Source organism: Achromobacter sp. KK8, assembly GCF_054188005.1.
On the sequence record NZ_CM135178.1, the window covers coordinates 2,647,969 to 2,665,782 of the forward strand.

General features: G+C 68.8%; 15 protein-coding genes. 7 read left to right on the forward strand and 8 right to left on the reverse strand.

What is annotated here, in order from left to right:
* Positions 1-75: 75 nt before the first annotated feature.
* Positions 76-1,842: a glutamine--tRNA ligase/YqeY domain fusion protein gene (locus tag ACVN9Z_RS12295; protein WP_047992557.1), complete on the reverse strand. Its 1,767-nt coding sequence runs from the start codon at positions 1,840-1,842 to the stop codon at positions 76-78.
* A 136-nt stretch (positions 1,843-1,978) separates the two neighbouring features.
* Between ACVN9Z_RS12295 and ACVN9Z_RS12300 the strand changes: the two genes are divergently transcribed.
* Together ACVN9Z_RS12300 and ACVN9Z_RS12305 are read left to right on the forward strand one after the other, a co-directional pair.
* Positions 1,979-3,322 (forward strand): cytochrome ubiquinol oxidase subunit I, encoded by a 1,344-nt coding sequence (locus tag ACVN9Z_RS12300; RefSeq protein WP_026382643.1) that lies wholly within the window; start codon positions 1,979-1,981, stop codon positions 3,320-3,322.
* A complete protein-coding gene (locus tag ACVN9Z_RS12305) occupies positions 3,319-4,374 on the forward strand; it encodes a cytochrome d ubiquinol oxidase subunit II (protein WP_006388983.1) in 1,056 nt (351 codons plus the stop codon). Before ACVN9Z_RS12300 ends, ACVN9Z_RS12305 begins: the two co-directional genes overlap by 4 nt.
* 111 nt (positions 4,375-4,485) lie before the next feature.
* Here ACVN9Z_RS12305 and recQ read toward each other — a convergent pair whose 3' ends face one another.
* Both recQ and ACVN9Z_RS12315 read right to left on the reverse strand, forming a co-directional pair.
* The gene (gene recQ / locus ACVN9Z_RS12310) at positions 4,486-6,315 is read right to left on the reverse strand and encodes a DNA helicase RecQ (RefSeq protein WP_006388984.1); all 1,830 of its coding nucleotides are present in this window, start codon (positions 6,313-6,315) and stop codon (positions 4,486-4,488) included.
* A gap of 93 nt (positions 6,316-6,408) precedes the next feature.
* On the reverse strand, positions 6,409-7,713 hold the full coding sequence (locus ACVN9Z_RS12315; RefSeq protein ID WP_081004537.1) for a fimbrial protein: 1,305 nt from the start codon (positions 7,711-7,713) through the stop codon (positions 6,409-6,411).
* Positions 7,714-7,935: 222 nt separating this feature from the next.
* Here ACVN9Z_RS12315 and ACVN9Z_RS12320 point away from each other — a divergent pair, with 222 nt between their 5' ends.
* From ACVN9Z_RS12320 to ACVN9Z_RS12340, 5 genes are all read left to right on the forward strand, one after another.
* The gene (locus ACVN9Z_RS12320; RefSeq protein WP_006388986.1) at positions 7,936-8,637 is read left to right on the forward strand and encodes a response regulator; all 702 of its coding nucleotides are present in this window, start codon (positions 7,936-7,938) and stop codon (positions 8,635-8,637) included.
* Positions 8,637-10,187 (forward strand): sensor histidine kinase RisK, encoded by a 1,551-nt coding sequence (risK, locus tag ACVN9Z_RS12325; protein WP_020924987.1) that lies wholly within the window; start codon positions 8,637-8,639, stop codon positions 10,185-10,187. Before ACVN9Z_RS12320 ends, risK begins: the two co-directional genes overlap by 1 nt.
* A 101-nt stretch (positions 10,188-10,288) precedes the next feature.
* Positions 10,289-11,362, forward strand: coding sequence for a Holliday junction branch migration DNA helicase RuvB (gene ruvB, locus ACVN9Z_RS12330; RefSeq protein WP_026382640.1), 1,074 nt, complete (start codon positions 10,289-10,291; stop codon positions 11,360-11,362).
* A gap of 94 nt (positions 11,363-11,456) precedes the next feature.
* Positions 11,457-12,422 (forward strand): threo-3-hydroxy-L-aspartate ammonia-lyase, encoded by a 966-nt coding sequence (locus ACVN9Z_RS12335; protein WP_024067862.1) that lies wholly within the window; start codon positions 11,457-11,459, stop codon positions 12,420-12,422.
* A 113-nt stretch (positions 12,423-12,535) separates the two neighbouring features.
* Positions 12,536-13,456, forward strand: coding sequence for a complex I NDUFA9 subunit family protein (locus ACVN9Z_RS12340; protein WP_006388991.1), 921 nt, complete (start codon positions 12,536-12,538; stop codon positions 13,454-13,456).
* A 110-nt stretch (positions 13,457-13,566) separates the two neighbouring features.
* Here the strand turns inward: ACVN9Z_RS12340 and ruvA are convergent, their stop codons facing one another.
* From ruvA to dusB, 5 genes are all read right to left on the reverse strand, one after another.
* Entirely contained in the window at positions 13,567-14,139 is a 573-nt protein-coding gene (ruvA, locus tag ACVN9Z_RS12345; protein WP_006388992.1) for a Holliday junction branch migration protein RuvA, read from the reverse strand.
* A gap of 99 nt (positions 14,140-14,238) precedes the next feature.
* The gene (gene ruvC / locus ACVN9Z_RS12350) at positions 14,239-14,787 is read right to left on the reverse strand and encodes a crossover junction endodeoxyribonuclease RuvC (RefSeq protein WP_006388993.1); all 549 of its coding nucleotides are present in this window, start codon (positions 14,785-14,787) and stop codon (positions 14,239-14,241) included.
* On the reverse strand, positions 14,787-16,376 hold the full coding sequence (purH, locus tag ACVN9Z_RS12355; RefSeq protein ID WP_020924985.1) for a bifunctional phosphoribosylaminoimidazolecarboxamide formyltransferase/IMP cyclohydrolase: 1,590 nt from the start codon (positions 16,374-16,376) through the stop codon (positions 14,787-14,789). Before purH ends, ruvC begins: the two co-directional genes overlap by 1 nt.
* Positions 16,377-16,479: 103 nt before the next feature.
* Positions 16,480-16,719: a helix-turn-helix domain-containing protein gene (locus tag ACVN9Z_RS12360; RefSeq protein ID WP_006217670.1), complete on the reverse strand. Its 240-nt coding sequence runs from the start codon at positions 16,717-16,719 to the stop codon at positions 16,480-16,482.
* A 36-nt stretch (positions 16,720-16,755) separates the two neighbouring features.
* A complete protein-coding gene (gene dusB / locus ACVN9Z_RS12365; protein WP_458213513.1) occupies positions 16,756-17,781 on the reverse strand; it encodes a tRNA dihydrouridine synthase DusB in 1,026 nt (341 codons plus the stop codon).
* Positions 17,782-17,814 lie beyond the last annotated feature (33 nt).

The following is a 17,814-nucleotide window of genomic DNA, read 5'->3' on the forward strand; positions in this document are numbered from 1 at the left end:
GGCGCCGCCGGACGCGGCGCCATCCGGCGGGTCTTTCATGCGGGTCCCAGCCCTGGCAGCCGGTCCCGCCGACGATCAGCCCTGCACCCAGGAGTCGCGCAAGGTCACGATGCGGTTCAGCACCGGCTTTTCCGCCGTCGATTCCTTGATGTCGGCCGTGAAATAGCCCAGCCGCTCGAACTGCCAGGTCGCGCCCGGCGTCGCCACCGTGCCCGGTTCCAGCCAGGCCGTCACCGTCTCCTTCGAATTCGGATTCAGGCAGGCCAGGAAATCCTTGTCGCCGCCATCGGGCCGCGGATCCGCGAACAGGCGGTCGTACAGATGGATCTGCGCCGGCACCGCATGCGCCGCGCTGACCCAGGTGATATTGCCCTTGACCTTGACGCTGTCCGCGCCCGGCGTGCCACTGCGCGTTTCCGGCAGGTATTCGGCCTGCACCTCGACCACTTCGCCGGCCTCGTTCTTGGTGAAGCCGGTGCAACGCACCACGTAGCCGTATTTCAGGCGCACCAGGTTGCCCGGGAACAGGCGGAAGTATTTCTTCGGCGCTTCCTCGCGGAAATCGTCACGCTCGATCCACAGCTCGCGCGACAGCGGGAACTCGCGCAAGCCGGCCTCCGGATCGTGCGGATTGCGCGGCGCCGTGCAGATTTCGGTCTGGCCTTCCGGATAGTTGGTGATGACCAGCTTGAGCGGGTCCAGCACCGCCACCGAACGCGGCGCGATCGGGTCAAGGTCGTCGCGCACGGCCTGTTCCAGCAGGCTGTAGTCGATGCGCGAATCCGACTTCGACACCGCCGTGCGGTCGCAGAACAGGCGGATCGAGGCCGGCGTGTAGCCGCGGCGGCGCAGGCCGAAAATGGTCGGCATGCGCGGATCGTCCCAGCCATCCACGTGGCCTTCGCGCACCAGTTGCAGCAGCTTGCGCTTGCTGGTGACCACGTAGCTCACGTTCAGGCGCGAAAACTCGTACTGGTGCGGCAGCGGCCGGGCCAGCTTGCCCAGTTCCGCCAGGCGTTCCAGGATCCAGTCGTAGAACGGCCGCTGGTCTTCGAACTCCAGCGTGCAGACGCTGTGGGTGATGCCTTCCAGCGCGTCTTCCACCGGGTGCGCCCAGCTGTACATCGGGTAGATGCACCACTGGTTGCCGGTGCGGTGGTGGGTGGCGTGGCGCACGCGGTACATGACCGGGTCGCGCAGGTTGATGTTGGGCGACGCCATGTTGATCTTGGCGCGCAGCACCAGGCTGCCATCCGGATGCTTGCCGTCGCGCATCTCGCGCAGCAGCGCGATGGACTCCGCGGCCGGGCGGTTGCGCCAGGGCGAGTCGGTGCCGGGTTCGGTCAGGGTGCCGCGGTTGGCGCGGATCTCGTCGGGGCTCTGTTCGTCGACGTAGGCATGGCCGGCCTCGACCAGCGCCTCGGCGAACTCATACATATAGCCGAAGTAGTCGCTGGCGAAATACAGGTTGTCGCGGCCGTCGGCCTTCCAGTCGAAGCCCAGCCAGTGCACGGCCTCGATGATGGCGTCGACGTATTCCTGGTCTTCCTTCTCGGGGTTGGTGTCGTCGAAGCGCAGGTGACAGACGCCGCCGAAGTCGCGCGCCAGGCCGAAGTTCACGCAGATGCTCTTGGCGTGGCCGATGTGCAGGTAGCCGTTGGGCTCCGGCGGAAAACGGGTGCGGATCTTCGCCGGGTCGGGCTCGCCCTGCTGCTGCACGGCGGCCGGGCCAGGCTTGCCGGCCCAACGCTTGCCCTGGAAGCGGTTGGCTTGCAGGTCGTCCTCGACGATGTTGAGCAGGAAATTGGATGCGGCGGGGGTCGGCGTCGTGGCGGAGGTCATTCTTGAAAGAATAGGAAAAAGCAGCGACAAAGCGTCAATTTTGCCACGTTCCCGGGACAAGCCATTTTTGGCTCGCTGCAAGCGGTTTCAAACCGGCCCCCATTGTCGTGTAACTGGCTCTACACTACGGGCCATCATGGATATTTCCACCCTTTCCCTGGCCCGCGCGCAATTCGTGGCCAGCCTGAGCTTCCTGGCGTTGTTTCTCGCCGTGGCCCTGGCGCTTGCGTGGGTCCTGCTGTTCTTCAAACTCCGGGCCCGGTTCTCGGGCCTGGGCGGCTGGACCGCCGCCTACCGCTTCTGGGTCCGCATCTTCGCCCTGTCGTTCGTGCTGACCCTGGCCGCCTGTGTACCGGTGCTGATCCAGCTTGGCAGCCTGTGGTCCGGCCTGATGGACAAGATCGGCAACGTTGCCGGTCCCCTGCTGGGCTACGGCATCCTGTCGGTCTTCATCCTCAAGTCGTGCTTCCTGGGCGTCATGCTGTTCGGCCAGCGCCGCGTGTCCGACGGCGCCCATACCCTGGCGGTGCTGATGGTGGCGGTGGGGCAACTGGTGGCGCTGTTCTGGGTGCTGGCGCTGCAATCCTGGATGCAGACGCCTGATGGCGCGGTGCTGGTCGATGGCCGCTACCAGGTCTACGACTGGACCGCAGTGGTATTGAACCCCTCCGTCGGCTGGCGCATGGCCGTGGTGGTGGTGGGATCGGCCCTCGCCGCCGCCTTCCTGATGATGGGCGTGACCGCGCTGCAGGCATTACGCCGCCCGCTGGGCGATGGCGAACGCGCCACCTTCAAGACCGGCCTGGTGATTGCCGCCTTGGCCGCGGTGCTGCAGGTGCCGGTGGCGACCGGCGCCGGCCAGATGGTGGCCAAGTACCAGCCCGCCAAGGCCGCCGCCGCCGCGGGCTATTGGGAAAGCGGCAGCGAACCGCGCCTGGTTCTGTTCGGCTGGCCGGACGCCCGCGCCCATGCCAACGTGGCCGACTGGACCTGGAACAACGCCGGCGGCATGTGGCTGCATCGCAATGACGACGGCACCTATCTCGGCCTGGACAAGTATTCGGGCATGCTGCCGCCGGTGGCGCTGACTTTCTGGTCGCTGCGGGTCGCGGCCGGGCTGGGCCTGTTGATGCTGGCCGTCTCCTGGATCACCTTCCTCTGGACCTGGCGCCGCGGCCTGGACGTCTCGGTGCTGCCGCAATGGTGGCAGCGCGTGCTCTGCGGCATGATGTTCTCGGGCGGTATCGCCGTCGTGGCCAGCTGGTGGGTCTCGGTGATCGGCCTGCAGCCCTTCGTCGTCAACGGCACCGTCACCCAGACCGAGGTGCTGGGCACCATGTCCTCCAGCACCGTGCTGTATGGGCTGGTCGGCTATGGCCTGTTGTACGCGCTGCTGCTGGCGGCGTTTGCCGGCATGCTGTTCCACGCGGCCCGCTACGGCGTGGTGCCGGTGCGCAAACTGGGCGGAGGCACGCCATGATCGCCATGCTGGCCGCTTCGCAGGGGTTGAGCCCCGATGATCCTTCCTTCTGGATGCCGCTGGCGTTCATGGGCCTGCTGTTCGTCGTCATCGCCGCCGGCGTGGTGCTGGACGGCTTCGACCTGGGCGTGGGCATCCTGCTGCAGCTGGCGCCCGAACAGGAGCGCGGCCGCATGATGAGCCTGCTGAGTCCCTGGCGCGACGCCAACGAGTTCTGGCTGCTGCTGGGCATGGGCCTGTTCGCTTCCGCGTTTCCGTTCGCCTGGGGCGCGGTGCTGGGCAAGCTGTACGGACCGTTGACCTTCATGGTGCTGGGCGTGGTGTTGCGCAGCGTGGCCTTCGAGTTCCGCATCCGTGCCCGCAACGAGGCCAAGCCGCGCTGGATCTTCGCCTTCTGGGCCGGGTCGCTGATGACCGCTTTCGGCCAGGGCATGCTGCTCGGTCGTATCGCCACCGGCTACCAATCCGACGCCGGCTATGGCTGGTTCGCGCTGTTCGTCGGCCTGTGCGCCGTGGCCGCCTATGTGCTGCTGGGCGCGTCCTGGCTGGTGATGCGGGTCGACGGCGACCTGCAGCGCCGCGCCGCCAACTGGGCGCGCCATGCGATCCGCTGGACCGCGGTCGGCATGGTGGCCATTGCCGTCACGCTGGGCCTGGCCAACGCCGGCATCTTCTACAAGTGGAGCAACATCGCCCACCTGAGCCTGGCGGCCACGGTATGGGTGCTGATGCTGGCGGGCTTCGTGGCCGCCGAAATGCTGCTGGCGCGACTGCCGGGGCGCGCCGACCGCTTCAGTTGGCTGCCGTTCGTGCTGTGCGTGGCGCTGTTCCTGCTGATGCTGAGCGGGCTGGCCTACAGCCTGTTCCCCTTCCTGATCCTGGACGACATGACGCTCTGGGACGGCGCCGGCGCGCTGGGCTCGATGCGGCTGGTGATGGCCGGAGCGGTGGTGGGAATACCGGTGGTGCTGGTGTTCAACATCCTGGCCTACCGCTCGGTGTTCGGCAAGGAGCGCGCGCCCGTGCCGCTGTTGCCGCCGCCGTCGCCCTGAGGTCCGAGGCGGCAGGCGCCGGCGGATGGCCATGTCATCCGCCGTGCCGGGCCGCCCTGGTCGGCCACCGCGGCCGCTCCGGTCGCGGCTCCCGGGAGCGGGGGGCCGGCGCTACAGCACCGGCCGCGCCACCCGTTGCAGGATTTCCTCGCCGTAGGCTTCCAGCTTGCGCGCGCCGACCCCGCTGATGTGGCTGAGCGCGTCCATCGACTCGGGCTGGGCCAGCGCGATCTCGCGCAGCGTGGCGTCGTGGAAGATCACGTAGGCCGGCACGCCGTGGCTCTTGGCCACTTCGCCGCGCCAGGCGCGCAGCGCCTCGAATACCGGTTGCAGTTCGGCGGGCAGGTCGATCGCCGCGGCCTTGGCGCGGCTGCCGCCGCTCTTGCCGGAGCGGGCCTTCTTTTCGGATTCGCGCCGCAGCATCAGCTGGCGCTCGCCCTTGAGCACGGCGCGGCTGCCTTCGGTCAGGGCCAGCGTGCCGTAGCCTTCGTTGTCGACGGTGAGCAGGCCCTGCGCCAGCAACTGGCGCAGCACGCCGCGCCAGGCCGTGTCGCTCAGGTCTTCGCCCACGCCGAACACGCTCAGGGTTTCGTGGCCGTGCTGTTTGGTGCGGTCGGTGACCTTGCCGCGCAGGATGTCGATGATGTGACCGGCGCCATAGCGCTGGCCGCGTTCCTTCCACAGCCGGTACACGGCCGACAGCACCTTCTGCGCCGCCACGGTGCCGTCCCAGGCCTGGGGCGGATCGAGACAGACGTCGCAATTGCCGCAGGCGCTGATCTGCTGGCCGAAATACGCCAGCAGGCGCACGCGGCGGCATTCCACGGTTTCGCACAGGCCCAGCATCGCGTCCAGCTGCTGGCCGAGGCGGCGGCGGTAGGCGTCGTCGCCCGGGGATTCGTCGATCATGCGGCGCTGCTGCACCACGTCCTGCAGGCCGTAGGCCAGCCAGGCGGTGGCGGGCAGGCCGTCGCGGCCGGCGCGGCCGGTTTCCTGGTAATAGCCCTCGACCGATTTGGGCAGGTCGATGTGGGCCACGAAGCGCACGTCGGGCTTGTCGATGCCCATGCCGAAGGCGATGGTGGCGACCATGACCACGCCGTCCTCGCGCAGGAAGCGCGCCTGGTTGGCGGCGCGCACCTGCGGGCTGAGCCCGGCGTGGTACGGCATGGCGTCGATGCCCTGGTTGCAGAGGAATTCGGCGGTTTCCTCGACGCGCGCCCGCGACAGCGCGTAGACCACGCCGGATTCGCCTTCGTGTTCGGTGCGGATCATGTCCAGCAACTGCTTGCGCACCTCGTTCTTTTCGACGATGCGGTAGCGGATGTTGGGGCGGTCGAAACTGGAGACGAAGTGGTGCGCGTCGGTCAGCGACAGGCGCTGGGCGATCTCGTTGCGGGTTTCGGCGGTGGCGGTGGCGGTCAGCGCGATGCGCGGCACGTCCGGCCAGCGCTCGTGCAGCATCGACAGGCCCAGGTATTCGGGGCGGAAGTCGTGGCCCCATTGCGAAACGCAGTGGGCTTCGTCGATGGCGAACAGGGCGATGTTGCCGCGCTCCAGCAGTTGCAGGCAGCGGTCGGTCAGCAGGCGCTCGGGCGCGACGTAGAGCAGGTCGAGCTCGCCGGCCAGGAAGGCCTGTTCGACGTCGCGCGCCACGCGCCAGTCCTGGGTCGAATTCAGGAAGGCGGCGCGCACGCCCAGTTCGGTCAGCGCGTCGACCTGGTCCTGCATCAGCGCGATCAGGGGCGAAACGACGATGCCGGTGCCTTCGCGCACCAGCGACGGGATCTGGTAGCAGAGCGACTTGCCGCCGCCGGTGGGCATCAGGACCAGCGCGTCGCCGCCGTCGATGACCTGCTGGACGATGGCTTGCTGGTCGCCGCGGAAGGATTCGTAACCGAAAACGCGCTGCAGGACTCCGAGGGCGCGCGCGTCAGACATGGGGGTAGGCGGTGAGCATCATGGCAGGGATTTTAAGCCGCAAATCGGACCGCCCGGGCGCGGGCGGACATTTCCGTCCGTGGGCGGGCCGGCTCACCAGCTCAGCCAGGTGCCGCGCATGAAGGTGTCGACCGGCATGCTGAGATTGGCGCGCCATTCGTAATTGCCGGAGATGATGTCGCGGTCGGCCCCCACCGCCAGCTTGACCTTGGGCGCCACGAACATGCTGTGCGACAGGCCGAGCCGCTGCTCGGCCAGCGCCGACCCTTCATGCAGGCCGGAATAGGTGCCACTGAGCGTGCCCCAGCCGGTGATCGGCACGCCGGCGGTCAGGGTGTTGCGGGTCTGCGGCGCCGCGGCCACGCCACCGGAATAGGTGGACAGGTCGCCGAAGCCGGCGCCGATCTGTTCGTTGGTGTAGCCCAGGTTGACCGCGTCGGCCACGTCCACGCTGTAGCCGAAGCGGTAGCGCCAGGCGCTGGCCGCATCGAACGAGCTCTGGGTGGCTCCCGCCTGGAACGTGCCGTACTCGCCCGCGGTGTAGGTGGTGCCCATGCCCCGGGTGGTCAGGGATGGCGCGCTCTGCATCTGGCCCTCCAGCGTCAGCACCGGCGTCAGCCCGTAGCGCACGGTGCTGTTGCCGACCGAGGCGCCGTAGTCGACCGCGCCGGAAGTGGCGGAAGGGTCCATGCGGTTGAGCCGCCCGAGCGACGACGAATAGCCAAAAGTGCCTTCCGCCAGCGGCGCCGTGGTGCTTTGCAGGTTGGATATCTGCAACCCGCCCACCGGCGCGCTGCTGCCCCAGGTGGGGGCATTGGCGCTGATGTTGCCCACCGCGAACGACGGACCGCCGGTATTGCGGTAGATCCAGTTGCGGTCGCCGCCATAGCGCAGGCCGTCCTGGCCGCTGACCGAGGCGAACCAGGGGCGGCTTGGCCGCGACACGCCGGAGATCACCACCACCGGCACTCTTGGTATGTCCCCGCTTTCCAGGTCAAACGAGTAGCTGGGGGCGTCGGTCGACGCCGTGGCGGCCTGGGTGTCGTCGCAAGCCAGCGGGCCCGTGGCGGCGTCTCCGGACAGGGTCGAACCCGTCCCCGGTATGGCTTCGGCGCCGCCTCCGGCCACGCTGGTGTCCATGGCCGGTTCGCTGGTCTGCAGGTCGCAGGGCGTCGGATCCAGCGGCACCGCCCGTGACGCCATCGACGGCGCCGGCCGCACCGGTATCGGCTGCACCGGCGCCAGCACGCCGATACCGCGCGCGACGTAGGCCGGAGCCGACGGGGAGGAAGAGAGCGCAGCGGGCGTGCCGCCAAACGCCGGCATCAACGGGCAGGCCAGGCCAGCCGTCAACGCCGAGTGCAGCAGCCGCCTGCGCCAGGATGCAGGGGCGACCATAACCGACAGTGTAAAAAGGGGGCGTTGCCCCTGCTGTAAACGATCTTTAGCAAACCGCACCAGCGTATGCGAGGCAATGGCGACATTTTAGGGCCAGTCGTGGCCGGCGGGTGACGCTGGCGCCAACGGGCCGGCATCGCCGGCAAACATCGTGCAACAGGTATATTTCAGATGATTTCCCGGCTCTTGCCGCCGCGGGCGGACGGCTCCACTATGGCATCCATGGACAATCACCACACCAAGCTGCTGGTCGTCGACGACGATCCGGCCTTGCGCCAGTTGCTGGCCGACTACCTGAACCGTCACGGCTATGACACGCTGCTGGCGCCCGACGCCAGCGACCTGCCGTCGCGCATCACCCGCTACGCGCCCGACCTGCTGGTGCTGGACCGCATGCTGCCGGGCGGGGACGGCGCCGATGCCTGTCGCCGCCTGCGCGAGCAGGGCGAGGACATCCCCGTCATCCTGCTGACCGCCCGCGACGAGGCCGTCGACCGCATCATCGGCCTGGAGGCCGGCGCCGACGACTACGTCGGCAAGCCCTTCGATCCCCGCGAGCTGCTGGCCCGCATCGAAGCCGTGCTGCGCCGCAAGCGCGGCCCCTCGGCCCTCACCAAGGACGCGCCGGTCGCGTTCGGCCCGTTCCTGTTCGATCCGTCCACCCGCCAGCTGTCGCGCGACGGCACGGTGGTCAAGCTCACGGGCGGCGAAATCAACCTGCTCGAAGCGCTGGTGCGCAACGCCGGCAAGCCGCTGTCGCGTGAACGCCTGCTGGCGCTGGCGCGCGACGATGACGCCGGCGAACGCAACGACCGCGCCATCGACATCGCCATCCTGCGCCTGCGCCGCGTCATCGAGGACGATCCCAAGCAACCCCGCTGGATCCAGACCGTCTGGGGCATCGGCTACCGGTTCTCGCCCTGATGCGCTTCTCCGCCAGTTCCCTGGTGCCGCGCTCGCTGCGGGCGCGGCTGATCCTGCTGATCCTCGGGTCGGTGCTGCTGACGCAGGCGGCCACGCTGGTCACGGTTTCGTACTTCCGCCACAAGTTCATGGAAGACGTGGCCATCGGCTACATCACCACCACCATCCGCACCCTGCGCGCCGCCGTGTCGCAGGTCCCCGCCGAAGACCGCGCCGATTTCGTGCGCGCGGCCTCGCAGAACCAATGGCGCCTGTGGTCGCGGGTGCTGCCGGCCGAAGCCAAGCTGCAGCGTTTCAACGGCCGCCGCCCGCCGCCGCGCGGCACGCAACGGCCACCGCCGCCGCCGCCGCCACCGCCGAGCGCGCAGATCCAGGGCCCGCCACTGCCGCCGGAGATGCGCGACGAACACGAAGTCGAACAGGAGCGGGCCGAGCGCGAACGCCAGCGCGAGCATGAAGAACACATGCGCCGCTACAAGCCCGAACCCGACGATATCCGGCGCGATCTGAAGGGGCTGGTGCAGCAGCTGAACGAACGCCTGAACGACGGCACCCGGGTGGCGCTGTCGCGCGGCCCCACGCCCGAGATCTTCATCTCGCTGGCGCCCAATCCGGCCAGCGAGGACGCGCCGCGCCTGCGCGAATGGCTGGTGATTCCGCTGGACCGCCTCGACCCGCCCGTGGCCACGCCGCTGATCGCCGCCTGGCTGGGCGGGCTGGGGCTGCTGCTGTTGCTGGCGGTGGGGTTCTCCTGGCACATCACGCGTCCCATCACCCGCCTGGCCGACGCCGCCGACCGCCTGGCCGCCGGCCAGCCGCAACGGGTCGAACCTTCAGGCCCGCACGAAACCCGCGTGCTGGGCGAGCGCTTCAACGCCATGCTGGATGCGCTGGCCGAATCCGACTCGGTGCGCCGCACGCTGCTGTCGGGCCTGCCGCACGACCTGAAGGGGCCGCTATCGCGCATGTGGCTGCGCATTGAGCTGGCCGACGATTCGGCCCTGAAGGAGGGCCTGCGCACCGACCTGCAGGATATGCAGCACATGGTCGACCAGTTCATCGGCTTCGTGCGCGGCACCGATCCCGCAGCCTACCGCTACGCGTCGATGGTGCTGCCCGATTGGCTCACCGAGCGCGTCAACGCCTGGCGCGGCGCGGGCACCGACATCCACCTCAAGACCGCCGACAGCGACGACGCCCTGGTGGTGCAGGGCGATGCCGTCGCGCTGGGCCGCCTGCTCGACAACCTGATCGGCAATGCCCTCAACCACGGCGCGCCGCCGGTTGACGTCAGCCTGCGGCGCGAAGGCCGCCAGGCGGTGCTGGACGTGGCGGACCACGGCCCCGGCATTGTGCCGGAACGCCGCCAGGAAGCGCTGCGTCCGTTCAGCCGCCTGGACGATGCCCGGACCCGTACCGGCAGCGTCGGCCTGGGGCTGGCGCTGGCCGAAGCCATCGCCCGCGCCCATGGCGGCTCGCTGGAATTGCTGCAGGCCGAGTCCGGAGGCCTGTGCGTGCGGGTCAAGCTGCCGGTGGCGGAAGGCGCCTGACCCCGCCCCCGCCAGGGCGTGGCGGGGCGGAATCCGGTCCCGGGGGCGGTGGTTACGGTACGATGCAGCATCCCGCTCAGTATCCAGTCGTTTTCCGCACCATGGCCATCCAGTCCGATTCGCTTTCCTCCCGTCCCGACGCGCCTCGCATCGTGGCGCCCCAGCCGGCGTCGCCCAACGAGGAGTCGATCGAACGCGCCCTGCGCCCCAAGGCGCTGGAGGAATATGTCGGCCAGCAGCGCGCCCGTGAACAACTCGAGATCTTCATCGCCGCCGCCCGCAAGCGCGGCGAAGCGCTCGACCACGTGCTGCTGTTCGGTCCGCCCGGATTGGGCAAGACCACCCTGGCCCACATCATCGCCCACGAAATGGGCGTGCAATTGCGCCAGACGTCCGGCCCCGTCCTGGAACGCCCTGGCGATCTGGCGGCGCTGCTGACCAACCTGGAAAAGAACGACGTCCTGTTCATCGACGAAATCCACCGCCTGTCGCCCGTGGTCGAGGAAATCCTCTACCCGGCGCTGGAGGATTTCCAGATCGACATCCTGATCGGCGAAGGTCCGGCCGCGCGCAGCGTCAAGCTCGACCTGCAACCGTTCACGCTGGTCGGCGCCACCACCCGCGCCGGCATGCTGACCAACCCGCTGCGCGACCGCTTCGGCATCGTGTCGCGGCTGGAGTTCTACAACGCCGACGACCTCGGTCGCATCGTCACCCGCAGCGCCGGCCTGCTCAATGCGGTCATCACGCCGGATGGCGCCGCCGAAGTGGCGCGCCGCGCCCGCGGCACGCCGCGTATCGCCAACCGCCTGCTGCGGCGCGTGCGCGATTACGCCGAGGTCAAGGCCGGCGGCACCATCGACGCCGATGTCGCCGGCCGCGCGCTGGCCATGCTGGAAGTCGATCCGCAAGGCCTGGACCTGATGGACCGCAAGCTGCTCGAGGCCATCATCCACAAGTTCGACGGCGGCCCGGTCGGCGTCGACAGCCTGGCCGCGGCCATTGGCGAAGAGCGCGACACCATCGAGGACGTGATCGAGCCCTACCTGATCCAGCACGGCTACCTGCAGCGCACGCCGCGTGGCCGCACGGCCACCCTGACCACCTGGCGCCACCTGGGCCTGACGCCGCCCGCCGGCGCCGCCAGCACCAGCGGCGAGCTGTTCGGCAAGTAAACCGTCCGGGCGTGGCGGCGGCGGGAACGCCGCCACGGGTTTATGATCCGGAGGTTTCGCTTCCGACTCTTTCCGCGTTCAAAGGACTGTTTCCATGTTGCCCGAACTGCCCACTTTCGACGATGTCGCGCGCGCCAGCGAGCGCCTGGCCGGCCACGCGCACCGCACGCCGGTGCTGACCTCGACCACGGCCGACGCCATCGCCGGCGCCTCGCTGTTCTTCAAGTGCGAGAACTTCCAGCGCATGGGGGCGTTCAAGTTCCGCGGCGGCTTCAACGCCATCGCGCGCCTGACGCCCGAGCAGCGCGCCGCCGGCGTGGTCACGTTTTCGTCGGGCAACCACGCGCAGGCGATCGCGCTGGCCTCCAAGCTGCAGGGCGTCAAGGCCACCATCATCATGCCGCTGGACGCGCCGGCGGCCAAGCGCGCCGCCACCGAAGGCTATGGCGGCCAGATCGTCACCTACGACCGCTACACCGAAGATCGCGAAGAGATCGCGCGCCGCATCCAGGCCGAGACCGGCGCCACGCTGATCCCGCCCTACGACCACGAGGACGTGATCGCGGGGCAGGGCACCGCGGCCAAGGAACTGTTCGAGGACGTCGGCGAACTGGATTACCTGTTCGTGTGCCTGGGCGGCGGCGGCCTGCTGTCGGGGTCGGCGCTGTCGGCGTACGCGCTCAGCCCGCGCTGCCTGGTCTACGGCGTCGAGCCCGAGGCCGGCAACGACGGCCAGCAATCGCTGCGCAAGGGCGAAGTCGTCCGCATCCCCGCGCCCAAGACCCTGGCCGACGGCGCCGCCACCACCCACCTGGGCCACCTGACCTTCCCGCTCATCCAGAAGCACGTGCGCGACATCGTCACGGTGACGGATGACCAGCTGGTCTCGACCATGAAGTTCTTCGCCGAGCGCATGAAGATGGTGGTGGAACCGACCGGCTGCCTGTCGTCCGCGGCCGTGCTGCAGGGCGTGGTGCCGGTGCGCGGCGCGCGCGTGGGCGTGATCATCAGCGGCGGCAACGTCGACCTTCCGGCCTACGGCAAGTTGCTGGCAAGCTGAGGGTCGGCGCCGGGCGTCGGCGGGATATCGTCCGGCGCTTTGGCCGCGCGCTTGCGGATGCGGCCCGTGCAGGGCAGAATCGGGCCTGAATCCTGAAGAACAGGGGCTGCTCCATGCGTATCCTTGTCATCGGCGGCACTGGCTTCATCGGCCGTCATCTCATCGCCCGGCTTTCGGGTGGACAGCACCAGATCCTGGTGCCCACCCGCCGCTACGGCCAGGGACGAGAACTCCAGATCCTGCCCACCGTCACCCTGCTCGCCAGCGACGTGCACGACGACGACGCACTCGACCGCCTGGCGCGCGACTGCGACGTGGTCGTCAATCTCGTCGGCATCCTGCACGGCAATGCGGGCCGCCCCTATGGCTCCGATTTCGCGCAGGCGCACGTGCACCTGCCGCAACGCATCGCCCGGGCCTGCCGCCGCCAGGGCGTGCGCCGGTTGCTGCATGTTAGCGCGCTGGGGGCGGATTCCAATGGCGGCAGCATGTACCAGCGTTCCAAGGGCGATGGCGAGGCCGCCATCCGGCAGGAGCTGGCCGATTGGCGCGAAGGGGGGTGGACGATGTTCCGCCCCTCGGTGGTGTTCGGGCCGGACGACAATTTCACCAACATGTTCGCGCGCCTGGCGCGCTGGCTGCCGGTGCTGCCGCTGGCCGGCGCGCACGCGCGCATGCAGCCGGTGTACGTGGGCGACGTGGTGTCGGCGATGCTGTCGGCGTTGGCCAACACGCATGCCTGCGGCAAGACCTACGAGCTGGGCGGACCGCAGGTCTACACCCTGGGCGAGATCGCGCGCCTGTGCGCGGGCTGGAGCGGCCATCCGCGTCCGGTGATGAGCGTGCCGATGGGCGTGGGCCGGATGCAGGCGTTGCTGTTCGAATGCTTGCCGGGGCGGCCGCTGATGTCGCGCGACAACCTCGATTCCCTGCGCAGCGACAACATCTGCGGGGCGCCGATGGCGCCCGAACTGAATGTGGTGCCGACCGGCCTGGAGGCGGTGGCGCCCGGCTACCTGGCGCCGGCGCGCTAGTGCGCGAAGCCTGCCGTCGACGGGGGCAGCCCTGGGGCGTATCGCGCCTGTCGCCGCGACCAGCCCTGGTCGCAATGATCTGCGGGCGGCGCGGCCCAGGTGGCGCCCCTTCAGCGCACCAGGGCTTTCAATGCCTGCTTGATGCCGTCGGAGACGCCCACTCCCTCGGGCAACGTCTTCAGGGCCGACAGCGATTCCTTCTCGGAGTATCCCAGCGCCAGCAACGCGTTCAGGATGTCGGACTGGTTGTCGTGCACCGCGTGCGCGGTGGCGCCGATGTCCGCGCCCAGCTTGCCGCGCATTTCCAGCAGCAGGCGTTCGGCGGTTTTCTTGCCGATGCCGGGCACCCGCGTCAGGCGGCCTGATTCCTGCAGCGTGATGGCCTGCGCCAGGTCGGCCACCGACAGGCCCGACAGCACCGACAGGGCGGTGCGCGCGCCGATGCCGCTGACCTTGATCAGTTCGCGGAAGGCGCTGCGTTCGCCGGCGGTGGCGAAACCGTAGAGGATGTGGGCGTCTTCGCGCACGGTCAGGTGCGTGTACAGCGTGACGCGGGCGCCGGTTTCCGGCAGCGAGTACAGCGTGCTCATGGGCACGTCGATGTCATAGCCCAGACCGTTGACGTCCACGCAGACGGTGGGCGGCAGTTTCTCGATCAGGGTTCCGGTGATGCGTCCGATCATGGTGGCAGTGGCCTGGCAGAAGAAGAGGCCGCGTCAGTCGCGGCGGATGCGGGGATTCTATACGGGTCCGCGCGCCGCGTGGCGTGGGCCGCGGCGTTTTCAGCCCAGCAGGCGGCCGTTGCGGATGCGGGTCTTGCCGCTCAGGCTCAGGCGCGTGCCCAATTCCGTCAGCCGGTCCTGCAAGGGGCCGACGTGGGCGTGGCAGATGGCGCAGGCCAGCGCGTCGGCCGAGTCGGGGGCGGGGGTGCCGTCCAGCGCCAGGAGGTGCTGCACCATCATCTGCACCTGTTCCTTGGCCGCGCGGCCGGTGCCCACCACCGCTTTCTTGATCTGCAGCGCGGTGTACTCGTGCACCGCCAGCGAACTGTCGGCCAGCGCGCACAGCGCCGCGCCGCGGGCCTGGCCCAGCAGCAGGGTCGAGGCCGGATTGGTGTTCAGGAAGACGATTTCCAGCGCGGCCACGTCGGGTTGCGTGTCGCGCGCCACCTGGCGCAGGTTGTCCAGGATGACCTTGAGGCGTTCGGACAGCGTCAGCGCCGGCGGCACCACGATGGTGCCGCTGGCGACATAACGCAGGCGCGGGCCGTCGGCATCGATCACACCGAAGCCGGTGCGGCGCAGGCCGGGATCGATGCCGAGGACGCGCATCAGTGGCGGAAGTGGCGGGTGCCGGTCAGCACCATGGCGATGCCGTGCTCGTCGGCAGCGGCGATGACTTCGTCATCGCGCACGCTGCCGCCGGGCTGGATCACGCAGGTCGCGCCCGCGGCCACCACCACGTCCAGGCCGTCGCGGAACGGGAAGAAGGCGTCCGACGCCACCGCCGAGCCCTTCAGCGTCAGGCCGGCGTTCTCGGCCTTGATCGAGGCGATGCGGGCCGAGTCGATGCGGCTCATCTGGCCGGCGCCGACGCCCAGCGTCATGCCGCCGCCGACGAACACGATGGCGTTGGACTTGACGTACTTGGCGACCTTCCAGGCGAACGCCAGGTCGTTCATTTCCTGCTCGGTGGGCTGGCGCTTGGTGACGACCTTCAGGGCGTCGCGCGGCACGTTGTAGGCATCCGGGCTCTGCACCAGCCAGCCGCCGCCGACGCGCTTGACGTCGAAGGCGTTCTGGCCCGTGCCCATCGGCACTTCCAGCACGCGCACGTTCTTCTTGGCGGCCAGGATGGCCAGCGCGGCGCCGTCATAGGCGGGCGCCAGCAGCACTTCCAGGAACTGGGCGCTGACGGCTTCGGCGGTGGCGGCGTCGACCGGGCGGTTGAAGGCGATGATGCCGCCAAAGGCCGAGGTCGGGTCGGTCTTGAAGGCCTGCTGGTAGGCGCCCAGCGTGTCGGCCGCGACCGCCACGCCGCAGGGGTTGGCGTGTTTGACGATGACGCAGGCGGGCGCCTCGAAGCTGCGCGCGCATTCCCAGGCGGCATCGGCGTCGGCGATGTTGTTGTACGACAGTTCCTTGCCCTGCAGCTGGCGGTAGTTGCCCAGCAGGCCTGCCGGACGCTGCGCGTCGACGTAGAAGGCGGCCGTCTGGTGCGGGTTCTCGCCGTAGCGCAGGGCCTGTTCCTGCTTGACCTGCAGGGTCAGGGTGCCGGGCCATTCCTGGCGGGCCGGCACGGCGTCCTGCGCCGGTTCGGCTTCGGTCAGGCTGGTGAGGTAGGCGGCGATGGCGCCGTCGTAGGCCGCGGTGTGGGCGTAGACCTTGGCGGCCAGCGCCAGGCGCAGGCCGTAGGAAGTGGCGCCGCCCTGGTCCATTTCGGACAGCACGCGCGAGTAGTCGACCGGGTCGATCACCACCGTCACGCCACCGGCTTCGGTGCCGTGGTTCTTGGCGGCGGCGCGCAGCATGGCCGGGCCGCCGATGTCGATGTTCTCGACCGCGTCGGCGAAGGTGCAATCCGGCTTGGCCACGGTTTCGCGGAACGGGTACAGGTTGACCACCAGCATGTCGATGCGATCGATACCGGCCGCCTTGATGGTGTCCATGTGCTCGGCGCTGTCGCGACGGGCCAGCAGGCCGCCGTGGATCTTGGGGTGCAGCGTCTTGACGCGGCCGTCCAGGATCTCGGGCGAGCCGGTGTGGGCGGCCACTTCGGTGACGGTCAGGCCGGATTCGGCCAGCAGCTTGGCGGTGCCGCCGGTCGACAGCAGGCGCACGCCGCGCGCGGCCAGGGCGCGGGCAAATTCAACGATGCCGGTCTTGTCGGACACCGAAAGCAGGGCGGTTTCGATTTTCATGGTGAGGGACGGGAGTGGGGCGCGTGCGCCTGTCTCGCTTCAGGTCGGGATGGGAAATCTGTCATGCGGGGCGCGCCAGCCGGCCCGCCCGCGCGGCAATGCGCTATACCTGGATGTTGTGGGCCAGCAGCTTCTTGCGCAGGGTGTTGCGCGTGATGCCCAGCATTTCGGACGCCCGCGACTGGTTGCCGCCGGACCGTTCCAACGCCACTTCGAGGACCGGGCGCTCCACGCAGCGCATCACCATGTCCCACATGTCGTGGGGCTCGGATTCGCCCAAGTCTTCGAAATAGCGCTCCAGGCTGGCGCGCACGCATTCTTCCAGGACATCTTTCTTGCTCATCGGAGTACAGATATTTTTATGTTGGTGTTGAGGCGGTCATGCCGCCAGCAGGGCTTTCGCGACACGCGCCGGGTTGGGGTTGCCGTCGCGGGAAAGATTGAGGAACCAATCCGACACCGCCCGCCACTGGTCGCGGGTGTTGTCGATCAGGTTCATGCGGTCGCGGAACGAGTCCGCGTCCGGCAGGCCGTCCAGATACCACCCTATGTGCTTGCGCGCCGTGCGTACGCCGGTGTGTTCGCCATAGAAGCGGTAGTGGTCGTCGAGATGTTCGAGCAGCAGTTCGCGCATTTCCCCATAGCCGGGAGGGGCCAGTGTTTCGCCCGTGCGCAGGTAGTGGTCGACTTCGCGGAAAATCCAGGGACGGCCCTGGGCCGCCCGGCCGATCATGACCGCATCGGCGCCAGTGTAATCCAGGACGCGTTTGGCTTTTTCGGGCGAGTCGATATCGCCATTGGCGATCAGCGGGATTTTCAGCTCGGCGCGGACGGCGCGGATAGTGTCATATTCCGCCTCGCCCGTATAGAGGTCGGCGCGGGTGCGCCCGTGCAGCGTCAGGGCGGCGATGCCGGCATTTTCGGCCAGCCTGGCCACCCGCAGCGCGTTGCGGCTGTCGCGGTCCCAGCCGGTGCGGGTCTTGAGGGTCACGGGGACCCCCAGCGGCGCGCAGGCCTCGACCACGGCGTCCAGGATGCGGGCGATCAGGTCTTCGTGGCGCAGCAAGGCCGAACCCGAGGCCACATTGCAGACCTTCTTCACGGGGCAGCCCATGTTGATGTCGATGATGCGCGCGCCTTTGTTGGCATTGAACACGGCCGCTTCGGCCATCATGGCCGGGTCGGCGCCGGCGATCTGCACCGAAATGGGCGCGATCTCGCCGTCGTGGTTCAGGCGGCGCGAGGTCTTGACGCTGTCCCACAGCTTGGGGTTGCTGGCGGCCATTTCCGACACGGCGTAACCGGCCCCCAATTTCTTGCAGAGCTGTCGGAAAGGACGATCCGTCACGCCCGCCATGGGCGCGACCAGAACGTTGTTGGGAAGAGTCCACGGGCCTATGCGCATGGTCACATTTTAACCGGCTCGATCGAACCCCCA